This is a genomic window from Yonghaparkia sp. Soil809 (assembly GCF_001429705.1).
Lineage (GTDB): Bacteria > Actinomycetota > Actinomycetes > Actinomycetales > Microbacteriaceae > Microcella.
In genome coordinates this window covers 142504-160911 of the sequence record NZ_LMSV01000001.1, presented here as the reverse complement: position 1 = coordinate 160911, position 18408 = coordinate 142504, and the positions used below count along the sequence as shown (strand labels likewise).

Sequence of the window (18408 nt, the reverse complement as noted above, 5' to 3'; positions counted from 1 at the left end):
GGCCGGGAGCGCTCAGCCCGAGAAGGCTCCGGTGAGGATCGCCTCGACGTCGGCGCGGTCGACCGGGCGGGGGTTCGCGATCGGCAGCCGGCCCGCCACGAGGTCGATCGCCTCGGTCAGCTGCTCGCGCGTGAGACCGAGCTCGGCGAGCCCGCGCGGAGCGCCGATCGCGCTCGCGAGGTCGCGCAGTCCCGCGACGGCGTCGTCCGCTCCGAGCGCGCGCGCCATCATCGCCGCCGACTCGGGGGCGGCGACGGCGTTGAACGCGAGGACATGTGGCAGGACCACGGCGTGCGTCTGCGCGTGCGGCAGGTCGAACGCGCCGCCGAGCGCGTGGCAGATCTTGTGGTGGAGGCCCGAGCCGGCTGTCGCGAAAGCCATCCCCGCGAGGAAGGAGCCGTAGAGGAGTCGCTCACGGGCGGCGGCGGTGTCGGTCCCGGCATCCGCCGCAGAGGCGCCGCTCGCCCGCTCGGTGCCCGCGAGGCCGCGCAGGCCCTCCGCGAGAGCCTGGACCCCCTCGGTCGCGATGAGCCGGACGATCGGGTTCGAGGCCTCCGTCCAGTAGGCCTCGACGCAGTGCGCCATGGCGTTGAGCCCCGAGGCGACCGCGAGGTCGACGGGCAGGGTCGCGACGAGGTCGCTGTCGTAGACGACGGTCGCGGGCAGCACCCGTCGGTCGACGCCGGTCTCCTTCCGCGCCGCAGTCGTCATGCCCCACATGGGCGTCATCTCGCTGCCGGCGTACGTCGTCGGCACGGCGATGATGGGCAGCTCCGTGGTGAGCGCGACGATCTTCGCGGTGCCGGTCGTCGATCCGCCCCCGATCGAGACGAGGCCGTCGACGCGGTGGTCGACGGCCATCCGTCGCGCCTCGGCCGCCACGGAGTCGGGCACGTGCGGACGCACCCCGGTGAAGCGGACGGCGACGCGATCGCGCCACGGCGCGAGGAGCTCGTCGACGAGCGCCGTGTCGCGATCCGACGCGATCACCATGAGGCGCTCGGCGCCGAGCGCCTCGACCTCGGCCGCGAGCGAGGTCCGGCTCGAGCCCGCGCCGAAGATCACGCGGTGAGGCAGCGATGCGTAGCGGAACTCCACGGCGCGAGCATATCCGCGCGGCGGCATCGCGACGATGCCCGCGCGGTCGCGGGAGAGCGCATCGTCTGCCATCCTGACGCGAGGAGCGCAGCGCTGCGCCCGGAGGGGAGCCCGCGGTGGTCGATGAGCCGGAGGCCGCGCTGCGGGCCGAGCGCGAGGAGCACCTCACCCGGGAGGTCGAGGCGAGCTTCGAGGCGACCCCCGACGAGCGGCTGAGAGCCGTCATGCAGGCGCTCACCCGCCACCTGCATGCGTTCGCGCGCGAGGTCCGGCTCACCGCACCGGAGTGGGAGGCCGCGATCGCCTTCCTCACCCGAGCGGGGAGCATCACCGACGACCGCCGTCAGGAGTTCATCCTGCTGAGCGACGTGCTCGGGCTCTCCATGCTCACGGTGGGCATGAACGCGCCCGTGACGGCGGAAGCCACGGAGTCGACCGTGTTCGGGCCCTTCTTCGTGAACGGCAGCCCCGAGATCGCGCTCGGCGGCGACATCGCCGAGGGAGTCCCCGGTCGACCGTGCCACGTCGCCGGTCGCGTCACGAGCACCACGGGCGCCCCGATCGCCGGCGCGCGCGTCGAGGTGTGGGGCGCCGACGAGGACGGCTTCTACGACGTGCAGTACGAGGGCGACCTCGTGCAGGCCCGCGCGCACCTCTTCACCGACGGCGACGGGCGCTATGACTTCTGGACGGTGCAGCCCGCCGCCTATCCCATCCCGCACGATGGGCCGGTCGGCGATCTGCTCGCCGCGACCCGGCGCTCGCACATGAGGCCCGCGCACATCCACTTCATGGTGAGCGCGCCCGAGCACACGACGCTCATCACCCACATCTTCGTCGCGGGCGACGAGTGGCTCGATCGCGACGCCGTCTTCGGCGTGACGGAGAGCCTCGTCATCGACTTCGCGCAGCACGACCGCGGCGAGGCGCCGGGGCGCATGATCGACGGGCCGTGGAGCTCGGCGCGCTTCGACATCGTCCTCGCGCCGAGAGAGGGCGCCGAATCGAGACCCTAGCGCGGGATTCTCAGCTCGACGAGCCCTCGAGGCTGCCCGTCACGGGGCCGGCCGGGTCGTAGATCACGCAGAGGATCTCGCGATCGCCCTGCGCCCAGCTGCCCTCGGTCGGGAAGTAGTAGCTGAAGTCGTAGGGCGACTCGTCGTAGCTCGCGCCGACGAACGACTCGAACCCGGTCAGGCACTCGGAATCGGCGCGCTCGAGGATGGCGTCCTCGCCGGGGTAGTCGTCCTCCGACATGATCACCGAGGCGTACACCTCGCTGTCGTGCGGCTCGTCGCACGGCGTCGTCGGAACGGTCTCGACCTGCTCGGTGGCCTCGGCGTCGTTGAGGCAGTCGCCGACCTGGATGGTGAACACGTCGGTCGAGTCGTTGCCCTCGATGACCTGGCCCTCGGTGTCGCGCTCGGCCTCCCCTCCTCCCGTGAACTGCGAGAGGAAGGCGCACCCGGATAGCGCGGCGGTCGCCGACACGAGTGCGAGCGCTGCGAGGGCTCGGCGGAACGGGGTGGACGCGGACATGGGCTACTCCTCTTCGTCGGGTGCGAGCGCGATCTCGTCGGATGCGTCGTCGCGGGCGACGAGCGCGAGCACAGCATCGTGCAGGTGGCCGTTGGTGGCCAGGGCGCTGCCGTGCCACGGCCCCGGTGCGCCGTCGACCGAGGTGAAGCGGCCGCCCGCCTCCTCGACGATCGGCTGCAGGGCGGCCATGTCGTAGGGCTGCAGGTCGAACTCGCCCGCCACGTCGATGACGCCCTCGGCGACGAGCATGTACGACCACATGTCGCCGATGGCGCGCGAGCGCCAAGCGGCGCGCGTCAGCGCGAGGAGGCCGTCGAGGCGGCCCTCGTCGTCCCACCCGGGCAGGCTGTTGTACGAGATCGAGGCGTCGGCGAGATCGCGCACGCCGCTCACGCGCAGCGGGCGGGCATCCGTCTCAGGGGCGGGGCCCGTGCGCAGCACGAAGGCGCCGAGACCGCTCGCGCCCCACCAGCGGCGCTCGAGAGCCGGCGAGCTCACGACGCCGACGACGGGCACGCCGTCGATCGCGAGCGCGATGAGGGTGCCCCAGATGGGCATGCCGCGCAGGAAGTTGGCGGTGCCGTCGATGGGGTCGATGATCCACTGGCGGCGGGCGCCCTCGCCCGTGCCCGTCGCGGTGCCGTACTCCTCGCCGAGGATGCCGTCCTCGGGTCGCGCCGCGGCGAGGCCCTCGCGGATGACCCGCTCGACGGCCCGATCGGCGTCGGTCACGGGGGTGCGGTCGGGCTTCGTCGTCACCTCGAGGTCGACGGCGCGGAAGCGGTCGAACGAGACGGCGTCGGCCCGCTCGGCGAGCTCGAGCGCGAGCGCCAGATCGGCGGCGAGGTCGGTCACGGCTCTCACAGTAGCGGTCGCGAGCCTCGCTCAGTACGCGGACTTGGTGAGCGTCGTCAGCAGCCGCTGCAGCGAGTCGAGACGCTGCGGCCCGAGCGCGCCCAGATCGCCCCGCGCGGCCGCGTCGACGAGCTCGCAGTCGGGCGAGTCGGGGAGGTGCGTGCAGCCGCGCGGGCACGAGCGGGCGACCTCGGCGAGGTCCTCGAACGCGGTGAGGATGCTGTCGGGGTTGACGTGCCCGAGGCCGAACGAGCGCACGCCGGGAGTGTCGATGATCCAGCCGCCGTCGGGCAGCCGCAGCGACACGGTCGAGCTCGAGGTGTGCCGACCGCGCCCCGTCACGGCGTTGACGTGGCCGATCGCGCGCTGGGCGGAGGGCACGAGCGCGTTCACGAGCGTCGACTTGCCGACGCCCGAGTGCCCGACCGCGACGGTCGTGCGGTCGCGCAGCAGAGCGTGCAGCTCGTCGAGCGGGGGATGCTCGGCCGAGCTCGTGACCACGCGCACGTCGAGCCCCGCGAAGTGGGCGAGGAAGGCCGTGGGGTCGGCGAGGTCGGTCTTCGTCACGACGAGCAGCGGAGAGATGCCGGCGTCGAACGCGGCCACGAGGTAGCGGTCTACGAGCCGGGGTCGCGGCTCGGGGTTGGCGGCGGCGACGACGATCATGAGCTGGTCGGCGTTCGCGACGACGATGCGCTCGACGGCGTCGGTGTCGTCGGCGCTGCGTCGCAGAAGGGTGCGGCGCTCGTGCACGCGGACGATGCGCCCGAGAGCGCCCTCCTCGCCGCTCACGTCGCCGACGACGTCGACGCGGTCGCCCGTGACGATCGCGGTCTTGCGCAGCTCGCGGGCGCGCGTGCAGATCACCGCGCGCTCGGACGGTTCGCCCTCGTCGATGAGGGCCAGGTACCGGCCGCGGTCGACCGTGACGATGCGGCCGACGACGGCGTCGTCGTGGGCGGGCCGCTGCTTCGAGCGCGGCCGGTTGGCCTTCGGGTTCGGGCGCGAGCGCACGGCCGACTCGTCGTACGCGCCGTACGGCTCGTCCTCGTCGTCGTCGGGCGGCAGCCAGCTCATGCGGAGCCGGACCCCGCCCGCGCGGAGGCGACGAGACGATGCCACAGCTCGGGGAACTCCGGGAGCGTCTTCGACGTCGCGCCGATGTCGTCGATGTCGATGCCGTCGACGGCGAGCCCGATGACGGCACCCGCGTGGGCCATTCGGTGATCCTCGAACGCGCCCCAGTCGGCGCCGTGGAGGGCGCGCGGCTCGAGGGCGAGCCCGTCGTCGAGCTCGGTCACGGTGCCCCCGGCGCGCGTCAGGTCGTCGGCGAGCGCCGCGAGGCGATCGGTCTCGTGGCCGCGGAGGTGCTCGATGCCCGTGATGCGGCTCGGGGAGTCGGCGAGGGCCACGAGCGCGACGAGCGCGGGCGCGAGCTCGCCCCCGCGCGAGAGGTCGAGGTCGACGCCGGGCATCGAGCGACCGCCGAGCAGCCCCTCGCCGCCGTCGACGACGAGCGCGTCGCCTTCGCGACGGACGGTCGCACCGAAGCGGGGGAGGATCTCGATGAGATCGGCGCCGACCTGCGTCGTCGTCTCGGGCCAGCCCTCGATCGCGACCGTGCCGCCCGCGACGACCGCGGCGATGAGGAAGGGCGCGGCGTTCGAGAGATCGGGCTCGATGTCGACGTCGCGCGCCGCGATCGGCCCGGGCGCGACGACCCACACGCCCTCATCAGGGCTCGAGACCGTCACGCCGCGCGCCTCGAGAGCGGCGATCGTCATCTCGATGTGCGGCATCGACGGCAGCCGCTCGCCCGTGTGCCGCAGGGTGAGACCCTCGGCGAAGCGCGGGGCGGCGAGCAGGAGGCCCGACACGAACTGGCTCGACGCGCTCGCATCGATCGCGACCTCGCCGCCGCGCACCGCGCCCGAGCCCCACAGGCTGAACGGCAGGGCGCCGCGGCCGTCGTCGTTGACGTCGACGCCGAGCGCGCGCAGCGAGTCGATCGTCGTGCGCATGGGGCGCCGCCGCGCCGCCTCGTCCCCGTCGAACGCGACCGGGCCGAGAGCGAGGGCCGCGACGGGCGGCAGGAAGCGCATGACGGTGCCCGCGAGGCCGACGTCGATGCTCGTCGATCCGGTCAGCTCGGCAGCGGGGGTCACGCGCAGGTCGGGGCCGTACGCGCCGTCGCCCGGCACCTCGTCGATGCCCACGCCGAGCGCGCGCAGCGCCGCGATCATGAGCGCCGAATCGCGCGAGTGCAGGGGCCGGCGCAGCAGCGAGGGGCCGTTGGCGAGAGCGGCCAGCACGAGCTCGCGATTGGTGAGGCTCTTCGATCCGGGCAGGGCGAGCCGGGCGTCCAGCGGGCCGGTCGCTCGCGGCGCGCGCCACGGCCCCTCGTCGCCCGTCGGAGCCGAGTGGTCGGCGCGGTCGTCGTCGTAGGGGCTGAATCGGGGCGAGGAATAGCCGAATACCTGCATCGGTTACAGAGTATCGGCAGCACGAGCGAAGGGAGCCGCCGCATGACGAGCGCCGTCCTCGAGCGCGTGATCACCGCATCCGCCGACCCGGCCGCCCGCCCGCGCGCGGGCGCGAGCCCGCAGGCACCGGTCGTAGACTCGCTCCCGATGACTGACGAGCTCGCCGAGCGCCGCCAGCTGTTCCAGGAGCAGGCGCTCCCCTTCATGGACCAGCTCTACGGCGCCGCCATGCGCATGACCAAGAATCCCGCCGACGCCTCCGACCTCGTGCAGGAGACCTTCGTGAAGGCCTTCGCCGCCTTCGGTCAGTTCGAGCAGGGCACGAACCTCAAGGCGTGGCTGTACCGGATCCTGACGAACACGTTCATCAACGTGTACCGCAAGAAGCAGCGCGACCCGTACCAGGGGTCGACCGACGAGCTCGAGGAGTGGCAGCTCGGCAGCGCGCAGTCGGCGACGTCGAGCTCGAGCCGCTCGGCCGAGGCCGAGGCCATCGATCGGATGCCCGCGAGCGCCGTGAAGGACGCCCTCCAGTCGATCCCGGAGGACTTCCGTCTCGCCGTGTACTTCGCGGACGTCGAGGGGTTCTCGTACCAGGAGATCGCCGACATCATGAAGACCCCGGTCGGCACCGTGATGAGCCGGCTCCACCGCGGCAGACGCCTGCTGCGCGAGCTGCTCGCCGACTACGCCCGCGAGCGCGGGATCACGCTGAAGGACACCATGACCACATCGAGGAGCACGACATGACCGACTGCGGCTGCGACAAGGCCAAAGCCGAGCTGGAGGAGTTCCTGCACAACGAGCTCAGCGCCGAGCAGTGCCAGGACATCCGCGACCACATGAGCAACTGCGACGACTGCTCGGCCGAGCATCTCGTCGGCCTCACCCTCACCACCAAGGTGAAGGAGGCCTGCCAGGAGAAGGCGCCGGACGAGCTCCGCGCGATGATCCTCGGCACGATCGAACGTCTGGATGCTCGCGCCTAGCCGCGCGATCCCTCATCCCGAAACGCGAACGGGCCCGCCCCTCCAGACGGAGGAAGCGGGCCCGTTCGGCGTTCTGCGGCCTAGTCGCCGAGCGCCGCGTCCATGATCGCGGCGTGCTCCTGCGCGCTGCGCTTGGTCGATCCGGTCGCGGGCGAGGCGGATGCCGGGCGCGAGATGACGCGGACGGGCCGGCCCCCGCGCTTGGCGCTCTCGAGCGCGAAGAAGGGCCAGGCGCCCTGGTTCTCGGGCTCGTCCTGCACCCACACCAGCTCGGCGTTCGGGTACCGGTCGAAGACCTCCTGCAGCTCGGCCTCGGGCAGCGGGTAGAACTGCTCGAGCCGCACGAGTGCGACGTCGTTCGTGCCGCGCTTCTCGATCTCGCTCTTGAGGTCGTAGTGGATCTTGCCGGCGTGCACGAGCACGCGACGCACCGACTGCGCGTCGGTGATGTTCGCGTCGTCGAGCACGGGCTCGAAGCGGCCCTCGGTGAAGTCGGCGACCTCGCTCGTCGCACCGCGCAGGCGCAGCATCGCCTTCGGAGTGAAGACGATGAGCGGGCGGCGGGGGCGCGCGTAGGCCTGGCGACGCAGCAGGTGGAAGTACGACGCGGGCGTCGAGGGGCGCGCGACGGTCATGTTGTCCTCCGCCGCGAGCTGCAGGTAGCGCTCGATGCGCGCCGACGAGTGGTCGGGGCCCTGGCCCTCGTAGCCGTGCGGCAGCAGCAGCACGACGCTCGAGCGCTGGTTCCACTTCTGCTCGGCGGAGGAGATGAACTCGTCGATGATCGTCTGCGCGCCGTTGGCGAAGTCGCCGAACTGCGCCTCCCACAGCACGAGCGAGTCGGGGCGCTCGACCGAGTAGCCGTACTCGAAGCCCATGGTCGCGTACTCGCTCAGGAGCGAGTCGTAGATCCAGAGCTTCGCCTGGTTCTCGGCGAGGTTCGCGAGCGGCAGCCACTCCTGGCCGTTGGCGCGGTCGTGGAGCACGGCGTGGCGCTGCACGAACGTGCCGCGGCGCGAGTCCTGGCCCGACATGCGCACGGGCGTGCCCTCCATGAGGAGGGAGCCGAGGGCGAGCAGCTCGCCGAAGCCCCAGTCGATGCCGCCGTTGCGGCTCATCTCGACGCGCTTCTTGAGCATCGCCTGCAGCTTGCCGTGGATCGTGAAGCCGGCGGGCGGGTTGTCGTGGGCGTCGCCGATGTGCTGGATGACCTCCACCGGCACGCCGGTCGTCTCCGGCTCCGCCGCGATGGTCTCCATCGCGGGCGAGGCGACCGCGCCGGCTCCGACGACGGGGATCTGCCCCGTCTGGACGGCGTGGGTCTCGGCGAAGGCGACCTCGAGGCGCTCCTGGAAGTCGCGGTGCGCGGCGTCGAACTCGTCCGGTGTGATGTCGCCGCGGCCGACGAGCGACTCGGTGTAGAGGGTGCGCACCGAGCGCTTGGCCTCGATGAGGTTGTACATGAGCGGCTGCGTCATCGAGGGGTCGTCGCCCTCGTTGTGGCCGCGGCGGCGGTAGCAGATCAGGTCGATCACGACGTCGCGCTTGAACTCCTGCCGGTAGGCGAAGGCGAGCTCGGCGACGCGGGTGACGGCCTCGGGGTCGTCGCCGTTCACGTGGAAGATCGGCGCCTGGATGGTCTTGGCGACATCCGTCGAGTAGTTCGACGAGCGCGCCTCCCCCGGGGGCGTGGTGAAGCCCACCTGGTTGTTGACGACGACGTGGATCGTGCCGCCCGTCCGGAAGCCGCGCAGCTGCGACAGCTGCAGGGTCTCGAGCACGACGCCCTGGCCGGCCATCGCCGCGTCGCCGTGCACGAGCACGGGGAGGACACCGAACTGGCCGTCGCCCTTGCGGTCCTGCTTGGCCCGGACGATGCCCTCGAGCACGCCGTTCACGGCCTCGAGGTGCGAGGGGTTCGCGGCGAGGTAGACGGGGATCTGCTTGCCGCTCATCGCGGTGAAGACGCCCTCGGTTCCGAGGTGGTACTTCACGTCGCCCGAGCCCTGCACGCTGCGCGGGTCCTGCGTCCCCTCGAACTCGCGGAAGATCTGGCCGTAGGTCTTGCCGGCGATGTTGGCGAGCACGTTGAGGCGGCCGCGGTGCGCCATGCCGATCGCGACCTCGTCCATCTCGGCCTCGGCGGCTCCCTGGAGGATCTCGTCGAGCAGCGGGATCACCGACTCGCCGCCCTCGAGGCTGAAGCGCTTCTGACCGACGTACTTGGTCTGCAGGAAGGTCTCGAACGCCTCGGCCTGGTTGAGCTTGCCGAGGATGCGCATCTGCTCGTCGTGCGTCGGCTTCTGGTACGGCCGCTCCAGGCGGTCCTGGAACCAGCGGCGCTGCGCCGGGTCGGCGATGTGCATGTACTCGAGGCCCACCGTGCGGCAGTAGGAGTCGCGGAGGACGCCGAGGATGTCGCGCAGGAGCATCGTGCGCCGGCCGCCGAAGCCGCCCGTGACGAACTCGCGATCCAGATCCCAGAAGGTCAGGCCGTGGCTCGCGATGTCGAGGTCGGGGTGCGAGCGCTGGCGGTACTCCAGCGGGTCGACGTCGGCCATGAGGTGGCCGCGAACACGGTACGCATTGATGAGCTCGTGCACGCGCGCCGTCTTGTTGATCTGGTCCGCGAGGTCGACGTGGATGTCCTGCGCCCAGTGGATCGGGTCGTAGGGGATCCGCAGGTCGGCGAAGATGTCCTCGTAGAAGCCGCGCTGCCCGATGAGCAACTCATGCACCTTCTTGAGGAACTCGCCCGAGCCCGCGCCCTGGATGACGCGGTGGTCGTACGTGCTCGTGAGCGTGATGGTCTTGCCGATGCCGAGCTCGGCGAGCGTCGCGGGCGACGAGCCCTGGAACTCAGCCGGGTACTCCAGCGCGCCGGCGCCGATGATGGCGCCCTGACCGCGCATGAGGCGCGGTACCGAGTGCACCGTGCCGATGCCGCCGGGGTTGGTCAGCGAGATGGTGTTGCCCTGGAAGTCGGAGGCGGCGAGCTTGTTGTCGCGCGCCCGCTTGACGACGTCCTCGTAGGCGGTGAGGAAGTCGCCGAAGCCCATCGTCTCGCACTTCTTGATGCCGGGCACGAGGAGGGCGCGCGAGCCGTCGGGCTTGGGCAGGTCGATCGCGATGCCGAGGTTGATGTGCGCGGGCGTGACCACGACCGGCTTGCCGTCGACCTCGTCATAGTAGACGTTCTGGCTCGGGAACTCGCGCAGCGCGCGGACCATCGCCCACGCGATCAGGTGCGTGAAGGAGACCTTGCCGCCGCGGGCGCGCTTGAGGTGGTTGTTGATGACGATCCGGTTGTCGATCATCAGCTTCGCGGGGATCGTGCGCACGCTCGTCGCGGTCGGGACGCTCAACGAGGCGTCCATGTTGGAGGCGAGGGTCTTGGCCATGCCCCTGAGCGGGGTGACCGTGTCCTCCGCCGGTTCCTCGGCATCGGCCGTCGCCGCGGGCGCGGAGGCCGTCGCGGGCGCCTGCGCGGGGATCGGCTGGCGCTGCGGGGGAGCGGAGGTCGTGCGGGCCACCGGCTGGCTGCCGGTGATCGGGACGGACGCCGGCGGGACGGAGGACGCCGCGGGCACCGAGGCGGGGGCCGCCTCGGGTGCGTCCATCGCGACCGGGGCGGGGGATGCCGCGGGAACGGGCTCGGCGTCCGACGCGGGCGGCGGGGCGTCGGCGAGAGCCGACTGGTGGTACTTCTCGAGGATCGGCCACCATGACGGGTCGACCGAGTTCCTGTCGGCCTTGTACTGCTCGTACATCTCGTCAACGAGCCACTCGTTGGCACCGAACTCGCCCGCGGCGCCGCCGTCGGGGCTCACTCCGGTCACTTGGCTTGACACAGCCGACCGCCCACTTCCGTTTCGCTAGATGCTCGGATCGAATGGGAACCCTCGCTGGTCCCCAGCCCGTCAAGCCTACCCATGGAAGTCCCGCCCCCCGTGCGCGAGAGGCCCGCCGTAGTCTGAAAGATGTGCGATTCTTCGACGAACGACCCGCCCACGATCTGACCTACTCCGACGTGTTCCTGGTGCCGAGCCGATCGGATGTCGGCGGCCGGCTGAGCGCGGACCTGACGGTCGACGACGCGACCGCCCTGGGCATCCCCCTCGTCGCCGCGAACATGACGTCGGTGACGGGCCCGCGCCTCGCCGCCGCCCTGGCTCGCCGCGGCGGTCTCGGGGTGCTGCCGCAGGACACCCCGCTCGGCGAGCTCGACGCCGCGATCCGCGCCGTGAAGAGCGCGCACGTCATGCTCGACCCGCTCGTCGCGGTGGGCGTCGAGACGACGATCGCCGAGGCGCTGCGGCGCGCCCCCGACACCGCGGGCGCCCTGCTGACCGTCGTCGACGCCGACGGGGCGCCCGAGCGGTGCATCCCCGTCAGCCGCCTGCGCGGCGCGCTGCCCGATTCGCGCATCGGCGACCTCGTCGGCGACCCCGTGCCCGCCCTCGACGACGAGGACGTCACCGACCCGCGCCAGGCCTTCGACCTCATCGACGCGGCGGGCGTCGACGCCGTCGCCGTCATGCACCACGGGCGCATCATCGGCTCGCTGAGCGCGCGCAGCGCCGTGCGCGCCACGCTCTACACCCCGGCGACGGATGCCCGTGGCCGGCTCCGCGTCGCGGCCGCGATCGGCGCCAACGGCGACCCGGCGGCGCGGGCCGAGGCGCTCGTCCGGGCCGGCGTCGACGTCATCGTCCTCGACACGGCCCACGGCCACCAGGAGTCGATGCTCGCGGCCGTGCGCGCCGTCGCTGGCAAGAAGCTGGGCGTCCCGCTCGTCGCGGGCAACGTCGTCACGCCGGAGGCCGTGCACGACCTCGTCGAGGCGGGTGCGGACATCCTCAAGGTCGGCGTGGGGCCGGGCGCGATGTGCACGACGCGCATGATGACGGCCGTGGGGCGCCCGCAGTTCTCGGCCGTGCTCGACACCGCGCAGGCGGCCCGCGAGAAGGGCGCCCGCGTCTGGGCCGACGGGGGAGTGCGCTACCCGCGCGACGTCGCGCTCGCGCTCGCCGCGGGCGCCTCGGCGGTCATGATCGGCTCGTGGTTCGCCGGCACGCTCGAGGCGCCGGGCGAGATCGAGGTCGACGAGGAGGGTCGCTGGTTCAAGAGCTCGTGGGGGATGGCCTCGACGCGCGCCGTCGAGCAGCGGTTCCGGCGGCTCGACGCCTTCGACCGGGCGCGGAAGACGCTCTTCGCGGAGGGCATCTCGAGCTCGCGCATCCTGCTCGACCCGCAGCGACCCTCGATCGACGACCTGCTCGACATGATCACCTCGGGGCTGCGCTCGTCGATGACGTACGCGGGCGCGGCGACGCTGCCGCAGTTCCACGAGCGGGCCGTCGTCGGCGTGCAGTCGGCCGCGGGGTACGAGGAGGGGAAGGCGCTGCCGGTCTCGTGGTGAGCGTCCGCCCCGCGAGGGTGCGCGTCGTCGAGAGCGCGCCCCCGGGCATCCGACGCTCAGCCGCGCCGGGGTCGCCTGGCTATACTTCCTCGCATCATGGATGACCCGCCGTCTTCGCCGTCCGACCCCAGTCATAGTCCCTCGCCGATGATCGGGGGCACCCGTGGGCGCTGAGTGGATCCTCCTCGGCGCGGGCGTGCTCCTCACCATCGGCACCGGCTTCTTCGTCGCGAGCGAGTTCGCGCTCGTCAACCTCGATCGCTCCGATCTCGAGGCGCGCCAGGCGCGCGGCGAGAAGCGGCTCGGGCCCACGATCGCGGCCCTCAAGATCACCTCGACGCACCTCTCGAGCGCGCAGCTGGGCATCACGCTCACGACGCTCCTCACGGGCTACACGATGGAGCCCGCCATCTCGATGATGCTCGCCGGGCCGCTCACGGCCCTCGGCCTGCCGGAGGGCGCCGTGAGCGTCGTCGGCACGATCGTCGCCGTCGTCATCGCGACGCTGCTGTCGATGATCGTCGGCGAGCTCGTGCCGAAGAACTTCGCGCTGTCGCTGCCGCGCCAGACGGCGAAGCTCGTCATCCCCTTCCAGACGCTGTTCACGACGGTGTTCAAGCCCGCGATCTCGCTGCTGAACAACACGGCGAACGCCATCCTCCGCGCCGTCGGCATCGAGCCGAAGGAGGAGCTCAGCGGCGCCCGCACGGCGGAGGAGCTCGCCTCGCTCGTGCGACGCTCCGCGAAGGAGGGCTCGCTCGAGGCCGACACGGCGACGCTGCTCTCGCGCACGCTCGCGTTCTCGCAGCACTCCGCCTCCGACGTGATGACCCCGCGACCGCGCGTCGCGAGCATCGACCGCACCGACTCGGCGCTCGCCGTGATCGAGCTCGCGCGCCGCACGGGCTTCTCGCGCTTCCCCGTCACCGACGATTCGATCGACGACATCGTCGGCATCGTGCACGTCAAGCAGGCCGTCGCGGTGCCGCACGACCGGCGCCCCGACGTGCCCGTCTCCGCGCTGCAGAGCGACGCGCTGCGCGTGCCCGAGACGATGATGCTCGACACCCTGCTCGCCGAGCTGCGCGGCCGCGGCTACCAGATGGCCGTCGTCGTCGACGAGTACGGCGGCACGGCGGGCGTCGCGACGCTGGAGGACCTCGTGGAGGAGCTCGTCGGCGAGGTCTCCGACGAGCACGACCGCGTGCTCGTCGGCGTCGTCCGCTCGCGCGACTGGCTGACCTTCCCCGGCATCCTCCGGCCCGACGAGCTGCGCGACCGCGCGGGGGTCTCGGTGCCGGACGACGGCCCGTGGGAGACCGTCGGCGGCTGGATGATGTCCGAGCTCGGCCGCCTGCCGGCCGTCGGCGATCTCGTCGAGATCGACGCGGGCGCCTTCCGCGTCGAGAGGCTCGACGGCCGCCGCATCGACCGCGTCCGCTACACCCCGAGACCGGCCATCGAGGACGAGGAGGCCGGTCGATGATCAGCGACTCCGACTGGTGGGGACTCGCCTGGCTCGTCGTCCTCCTCGCCGGCAACGCGTTCTTCGTCGGCGCCGAGTTCGCCGTCATCTCGGCCAAGCGCTCGCAGATCGAGCCGCGCGCCGAGGCGGGATCCCGTGCCGCGAAGACCGCCCTCTGGGCCATGGAGCACGCGACGCTCATGCTCGCGACGAGCCAGCTGGGCATCACGGTGTGCTCGCTGCTCATCCTGAACGTCTCCGAGCCGGCCATCCACCACATCCTCGAGATCCCGCTGCAGCTCACGGGGCTGCCGTACGAGGTCGTGAGCGGCGTCGCGTTCACGATCGCGCTGCTCATCGTGTCGTTCCTGCACGTGGTGCTCGGCGAGATGGTGCCGAAGAACATCTCGTTCTCGCTGCCGACGCGCTCGGTGCTGCTGCTCGCGCCCCCGCTCGTGGCGGTCGCGCGCGTGCTCCGCTTCGTCATCGTCGCTCTCAACTCGGTCGCGAACGGCGTGCTGCGCCTGTTCCGCGTCGAGCCGAAGGACGAGGCGACGAGCGCCTTCACGCTCGAGGAGGTCGCGACGATCGTCGAGCAGTCGCAGCGCGAGGGTCTCCTCCACGACCGCTCGGGCGCGCTCAGCGCGGCCTTCGAGTTCACGACGAAGAAGGTCGACGACGTCGCCGTGCCGATGGGCGAGCTCGTCCACCTGCCGGAGGACGCCTCGCCCGCCGACGTCGAGCGGGCGGTCGCTCAGCGCGGCTTCAGCCGCTACGTCCTCGTCGACGACGACGGCGAGCCCACCGGCTACGTGCACCTGAAGGACGTCATCGACCTCGACGAGGACGAGTTCGACGACCCGGTGCCGCCGAAGCGCATCCGTCGCCTCGTGTCGATCCTCGCGAGCGCAGACCTGGAGGACGGCCTCGCCGTCATGCGCCGCTCGGGCGCCCACCTCGCTCGCTCGGTCGACGCGCAGGGCAGCACGACGGGCGTGCTCTTCCTCGAGGACATCATCGAGGAGCTCGTCGGCGAGGTGCAGGACGCCACTCGCCGCCGCCCCTAGGCGGGGGCTCGCGCAGACGACGACGGCGCCGCTCCCGAGGGGGCGGCGCCGTCGTGCGAGAGGTCGCGCTCCGCGCGCGGTGCGGATGCGCCCCTAGAAGAACGCGCGCCGGTACTGCGGCGGCACGAGCTGCTGCAGCGCCGCCTCATCGCCGAGGTCGCGCGCGAAGCTCAGCGCGGCATGCGGGTCGCGCATCCACTTGCGCCCCATGAGGATGGCGTCGGCCTGACCGGAATCGATGATCTGCTCGGCCTGCGCAGCCTCCGTGATGAGCCCCACGGCGGCGACGGGCACGTCGCCCTCCGAGCGCACGTGCGCCGCGAGCGGCACCTGGTAGCCGGGCCCGACCGGGATCGACGCGCGCACGAGCCCGCCGCTGGAGATGTCGAAGAGATCGGCGCCCGCCTCGAGCGACCAGGCCGCGACCTGAGCGGTCTGCTGCTCGTCCCAGCCGCCCTCCGTCCAGTCGGTGGCCGAGAAGCGCACGAGCACGGGAACGTCGACGGCCGCGCGCACCGCGCGCACCACGTCGAGCACGATGCGCGCGCGGTTCTCCAGCGAGCCGCCCCACGCGTCGTCGCGCTGGTTCGACAGCGGAGAGAGGAACTGGTGGAGGAGGTAGCCGTGGGCGGCGTGCACTTCGACGAGATCGAAGCCCGCCGCGACGGAGCGGCGCGCCGCGTCGGCGAAGGCGGCCACGACATCCGCGATGCCCTGCTCGTCGAGGGCGACGGGCGCGTCGTAGCCGTCGAAGGCGATCGCCGAGGGGGCCACCGTCTGCCAGCCGGCCTCGCTGACCGGCATCGTGCCGCGGCCCGACCACCCCTCGGGCGTCTCGCCCCACTCGGGGTAGATGCTCGCCTTGCGTCCGGCGTGCGCGAGCTGGATGCCGGCCGCCGCGCCCTGCGAGTGCACGAAGTCGACCACGCGCGACCAGGCCTCGGCCTGCGCGTCGTTCCAGATGCCGGTGTCGTGGGGGCTGATGCGCCCCTCGGGCGTCACGGCGGTCGCCTCGGCGATCACGAGGCCGGCACCGCCGCGCGCGAACGAGCCCAGGTGGGCGAGGTGCCAGTCGGTGGGCACGCCGTCGCGCGCGATGACGGAGTACTCGCACAGGGCGGCCACCCACAGTCGGTTGCGCAGCGTGAGGGAGCGGACGGTGAGCGGGGAGAAGAGCGCAGAGGTCACGAGACAGTGCAAGCAGCCAGCGGCCCGGGGTATTCCTGGGAGCGGCCGCGCGGGTGGGGGCGGCCGTGCGCGGGGGCGGGTGCGGCCGGGCAGGCGGGCGCGGTCGGGAGCCCCGCGCTCGTGCGAGCGGACGGGCCGGGCGTCGAGCGCCGCTCGATAGGGTGTCGGCGTGACAGGCCCGACGCAGTTCCTCCCCGACGCCGCCGCTCGACTCCTCGCCGTCCCCGGCGAGCACGACGACAAGTACCGGCGCGGCGTGCTCGGCGTCGTCACCGGCTCGGCTCAGTATCCGGGGGCCGCGGTGCTCGGCGTCGAGGCGGCCCTGCGCACCGGCGTCGGCATGGTCCGCTACCTCGGCCCCGCTCGTGCCGCCGACCTCGTCCTGCAGCGCCGCCCCGAGGCGGTCACCGAGCCGGGGCGCGTGCAGGCGTGGCTCCTGGGCAGCGGGATGCCCGTGCCCGGGCACGGCGGGGAGCGCGACGCCGCCACGCGCGACCGCTTCGAGCGCGCGCTCGAGTCGGGTCGCCCCCTCGTGCTCGACGCCGGCGCGCTCGATCTCGCAGCCTCGTCGACGGCGCCCACGGTCATCACTCCGCACGCCGGGGAGCTCGCCCGGCTCACGAGCGTCGACGCGGACGCGGTGCGCGCCGACCCGCTCGGCTCCGCCCGCCGGGCGGCCGAGCGCTTCGGGGTGACCGTGCTGCTCAAGGGGCACACGACGCATGTCGTGGGTTCCACGGGCGAGGAGCTCGTGGCGCGATCGGCGCCCGCGTGGCTCGCGATCGCGGGGGCGGGGGATGCCCTCGCGGGCATCCTCGGAGCCCTCGTCGCGACGCACGGCGACGCGGTCGTCGACGATGCGGCGCTGCTGGGGCGGCTCGCGGCGGCGGCCGCGGTGATCCACGGGCTGGCGGCGCAGCGCGCCTCGGCCGGCGGGCCCTTCACGGTGCTCGACCTGTGCCGCGAGCTCGGCCCGACGATCGCGCAGCTCGTGAAGTACCGCCCGGTCGTGTAGCGCGCGGGCCCCCCGCCCGGCCCCCGCCCGGCCCCCGCGCCCGCGCCCTCACACGCGCTCGGCCCCGAACATGAGCTGCTTTAGTGAGCGGGCGCGGCTTCGGTCGAGCGCATCATCATCAAATCCGCTCATCGTCGCTCGCGGCCGGGGAAGAGGAAGCCGGCGGCCCGCAGGCGCGCCGCGAGCCGCACCGGCGCGAGCGCGACGGCCCACCCGGCCCGAGCCATGCCGCGCACGCGAGCGCGAATCTCGTCCTCGCGCTCCTTCTCCGCGACGAGCACCTCCTCCGCGGTGCGGCCGCCGCGCAGTGCGGGGTCGAGGTACTTGGCCCTGCCGTCGAACTCGAGCACGAAGTCCTGGTCGGGCCAGTAGCAGTCGACGAAGTACCGTCGGCCCGAGTCGCCGCGGAACTCCCACTGCAGCTCGGGCTGCGGCAGACCGAGCAGGTGGATGCTCGCCCGCAGCAGCGACTCGCCCGGGCTCTCCGCGCGAGCGTCGGCAAGCTGCGCGACCGTGAGCGCGCGCGTCCGGCCGTGTCGCACGGGGCGGCGCTCCGCCTCCTGCAGGAGCAGGTCCTGGTCGAGCGGCGCGCGAAGGAGGGCTCGCGCCGAGCTTCCACGGACCGCGGCGTCGGCGGCCATGAGCCCGGCGGCGAGGGATCGCGTCGCTGAGACGTCCGACACCGTCCGCGCGAGCGAGGTCACCGGGAGGCCGTCGATGTGCTCACCAGGATCCGGCCGGGAGGTGACGTGACGGATCAGCCCGCCGGAGTGCCGCCCGCCTCCCCGGCTCGGGCGGACCGAGTGCACGGTCGAGGGCCACCCGTCGATCGTCGGCAGCCGCCAGAGCGCCAGCGCGCTCGGTCCGCAGAGCAGCTCGTCCGACGCGAGGCCGCCCGATGCGGCATGCACGAGCGCGCGATACCGCGCGTCGGGGTCAAGCTGATCCCATGCCTCGTAGTGGATGTACACGCCACGCGCGAGACGGATCAGGGTCGACCGGCGCGCAGCATCGATGGTGGCGCTCCGATCCGAGGGGGTGGCGATGCCACGGAGCCGGATGAGCCCGCGGTCGTCAGCGAAGTCGTTCATGGCCGGAGCATCGAGCAGGTCGAGCCGGCGCCGCAGCCGCAGGTGGAATGACGGGGGATTCCGTCCGTGCACGGTGCGCTGGTGACGACACGCAGAGCCCGCTCGCCGCCCCAGCCCGCTCGAGGATGCGCAGGTCTGATGACGATGAGCGCTGTCGATGCGGCGCTTGCTCATCAAACCCGCTCATCGTCAAGGG

The 18408-nt window shown here is 72.5% G+C and carries 15 protein-coding genes; 7 read left to right on the top strand and 8 right to left on the bottom strand.

Going from position 1 to position 18408, the window contains the following annotated elements; all coding sequences use genetic code 11:
* Positions 1 to 12: 12 nt before the first annotated feature.
* Complete coding sequence (locus ASG83_RS00800) at positions 13 to 1098, bottom strand: maleylacetate reductase (RefSeq protein WP_082599128.1); 1086 nt, start codon at positions 1096 to 1098, stop codon at positions 13 to 15.
* Between the two features lie 116 nt (positions 1099 to 1214).
* On the opposite strand from ASG83_RS00800, the gene ASG83_RS00795 reads away from it, so the two are divergent.
* Entirely contained in the window at positions 1215 to 2114 is a 900-nt protein-coding gene (locus tag ASG83_RS00795) for a dioxygenase (RefSeq protein WP_055855946.1), read from the top strand.
* A gap of 10 nt (positions 2115 to 2124) precedes the next feature.
* Here the strand turns inward: ASG83_RS00795 and ASG83_RS00790 are convergent, their stop codons facing one another.
* From ASG83_RS00790 to aroA, 4 genes are read right to left on the bottom strand one after another with little or no spacing between them, the layout of a single operon-like run.
* Positions 2125 to 2637, bottom strand: coding sequence for a septum formation family protein (locus ASG83_RS00790; protein ID WP_055855943.1), 513 nt, complete (start codon positions 2635 to 2637; stop codon positions 2125 to 2127).
* 3 nt (positions 2638 to 2640) lie between these two features.
* Positions 2641 to 3492, bottom strand: coding sequence for an inositol monophosphatase family protein (locus ASG83_RS00785; protein ID WP_082598982.1), 852 nt, complete (start codon positions 3490 to 3492; stop codon positions 2641 to 2643).
* Between the two features lie 30 nt (positions 3493 to 3522).
* Positions 3523 to 4569, bottom strand: a complete 1047-nt coding sequence (gene rsgA / locus ASG83_RS00780) for a ribosome small subunit-dependent GTPase A (RefSeq protein ID WP_055858961.1) — start codon at positions 4567 to 4569, stop codon at positions 3523 to 3525.
* Positions 4566 to 5975 (bottom strand): 3-phosphoshikimate 1-carboxyvinyltransferase, encoded by a 1410-nt coding sequence (gene aroA / locus ASG83_RS00775; protein WP_055855937.1) that lies wholly within the window; start codon positions 5973 to 5975, stop codon positions 4566 to 4568. Before aroA ends, rsgA begins: the two co-directional genes overlap by 4 nt.
* A gap of 147 nt (positions 5976 to 6122) precedes the next feature.
* Here aroA and ASG83_RS00770 point away from each other — a divergent pair, with 147 nt between their 5' ends.
* Both ASG83_RS00770 and ASG83_RS00765 read left to right on the top strand, forming a co-directional pair.
* Complete coding sequence (locus ASG83_RS00770; protein ID WP_200932296.1) at positions 6123 to 6725, top strand: sigma-70 family RNA polymerase sigma factor; 603 nt, start codon at positions 6123 to 6125, stop codon at positions 6723 to 6725.
* Complete coding sequence (locus ASG83_RS00765; protein ID WP_055855935.1) at positions 6722 to 6964, top strand: zf-HC2 domain-containing protein; 243 nt, start codon at positions 6722 to 6724, stop codon at positions 6962 to 6964. The genes ASG83_RS00770 and ASG83_RS00765 overlap by 4 nt, the downstream gene beginning before the upstream one ends.
* An 80-nt stretch (positions 6965 to 7044) precedes the next feature.
* On the opposite strand, the gene ASG83_RS00760 is transcribed toward ASG83_RS00765, so the two are convergent.
* Positions 7045 to 10815 (bottom strand): multifunctional oxoglutarate decarboxylase/oxoglutarate dehydrogenase thiamine pyrophosphate-binding subunit/dihydrolipoyllysine-residue succinyltransferase subunit, encoded by a 3771-nt coding sequence (locus tag ASG83_RS00760; protein WP_082598978.1) that lies wholly within the window; start codon positions 10813 to 10815, stop codon positions 7045 to 7047.
* A gap of 131 nt (positions 10816 to 10946) precedes the next feature.
* Here ASG83_RS00760 and ASG83_RS00755 point away from each other — a divergent pair, with 131 nt between their 5' ends.
* From ASG83_RS00755 to ASG83_RS00745, 3 genes are all read left to right on the top strand, one after another.
* Entirely contained in the window at positions 10947 to 12386 is a 1440-nt protein-coding gene (locus ASG83_RS00755; protein WP_055855932.1) for a GuaB1 family IMP dehydrogenase-related protein, read from the top strand.
* 163 nt (positions 12387 to 12549) lie between these two features.
* The gene (locus ASG83_RS00750) at positions 12550 to 13872 is read left to right on the top strand and encodes a hemolysin family protein (RefSeq protein WP_055855930.1); all 1323 of its coding nucleotides are present in this window, start codon (positions 12550 to 12552) and stop codon (positions 13870 to 13872) included.
* Entirely contained in the window at positions 13869 to 14918 is a 1050-nt protein-coding gene (locus tag ASG83_RS00745; RefSeq protein WP_055855927.1) for a hemolysin family protein, read from the top strand. Before ASG83_RS00750 ends, ASG83_RS00745 begins: the two co-directional genes overlap by 4 nt.
* 93 nt (positions 14919 to 15011) lie before the next feature.
* On the opposite strand, the gene ASG83_RS00740 is transcribed toward ASG83_RS00745, so the two are convergent.
* Complete coding sequence (locus tag ASG83_RS00740) at positions 15012 to 16106, bottom strand: NADH:flavin oxidoreductase/NADH oxidase (protein ID WP_055855924.1); 1095 nt, start codon at positions 16104 to 16106, stop codon at positions 15012 to 15014.
* Positions 16107 to 16275: 169 nt separating this feature from the next.
* On the opposite strand from ASG83_RS00740, the gene ASG83_RS00735 reads away from it, so the two are divergent.
* Positions 16276 to 17121: an ADP/ATP-dependent (S)-NAD(P)H-hydrate dehydratase gene (locus tag ASG83_RS00735; RefSeq protein ID WP_055855920.1), complete on the top strand. Its 846-nt coding sequence runs from the start codon at positions 16276 to 16278 to the stop codon at positions 17119 to 17121.
* A 128-nt stretch (positions 17122 to 17249) separates the two neighbouring features.
* Here the strand turns inward: ASG83_RS00735 and ASG83_RS00730 are convergent, their stop codons facing one another.
* Entirely contained in the window at positions 17250 to 18212 is a 963-nt protein-coding gene (locus tag ASG83_RS00730) for a hypothetical protein (protein ID WP_055855918.1), read from the bottom strand.
* Positions 18213 to 18408: the final 196 nt, after the last annotated feature.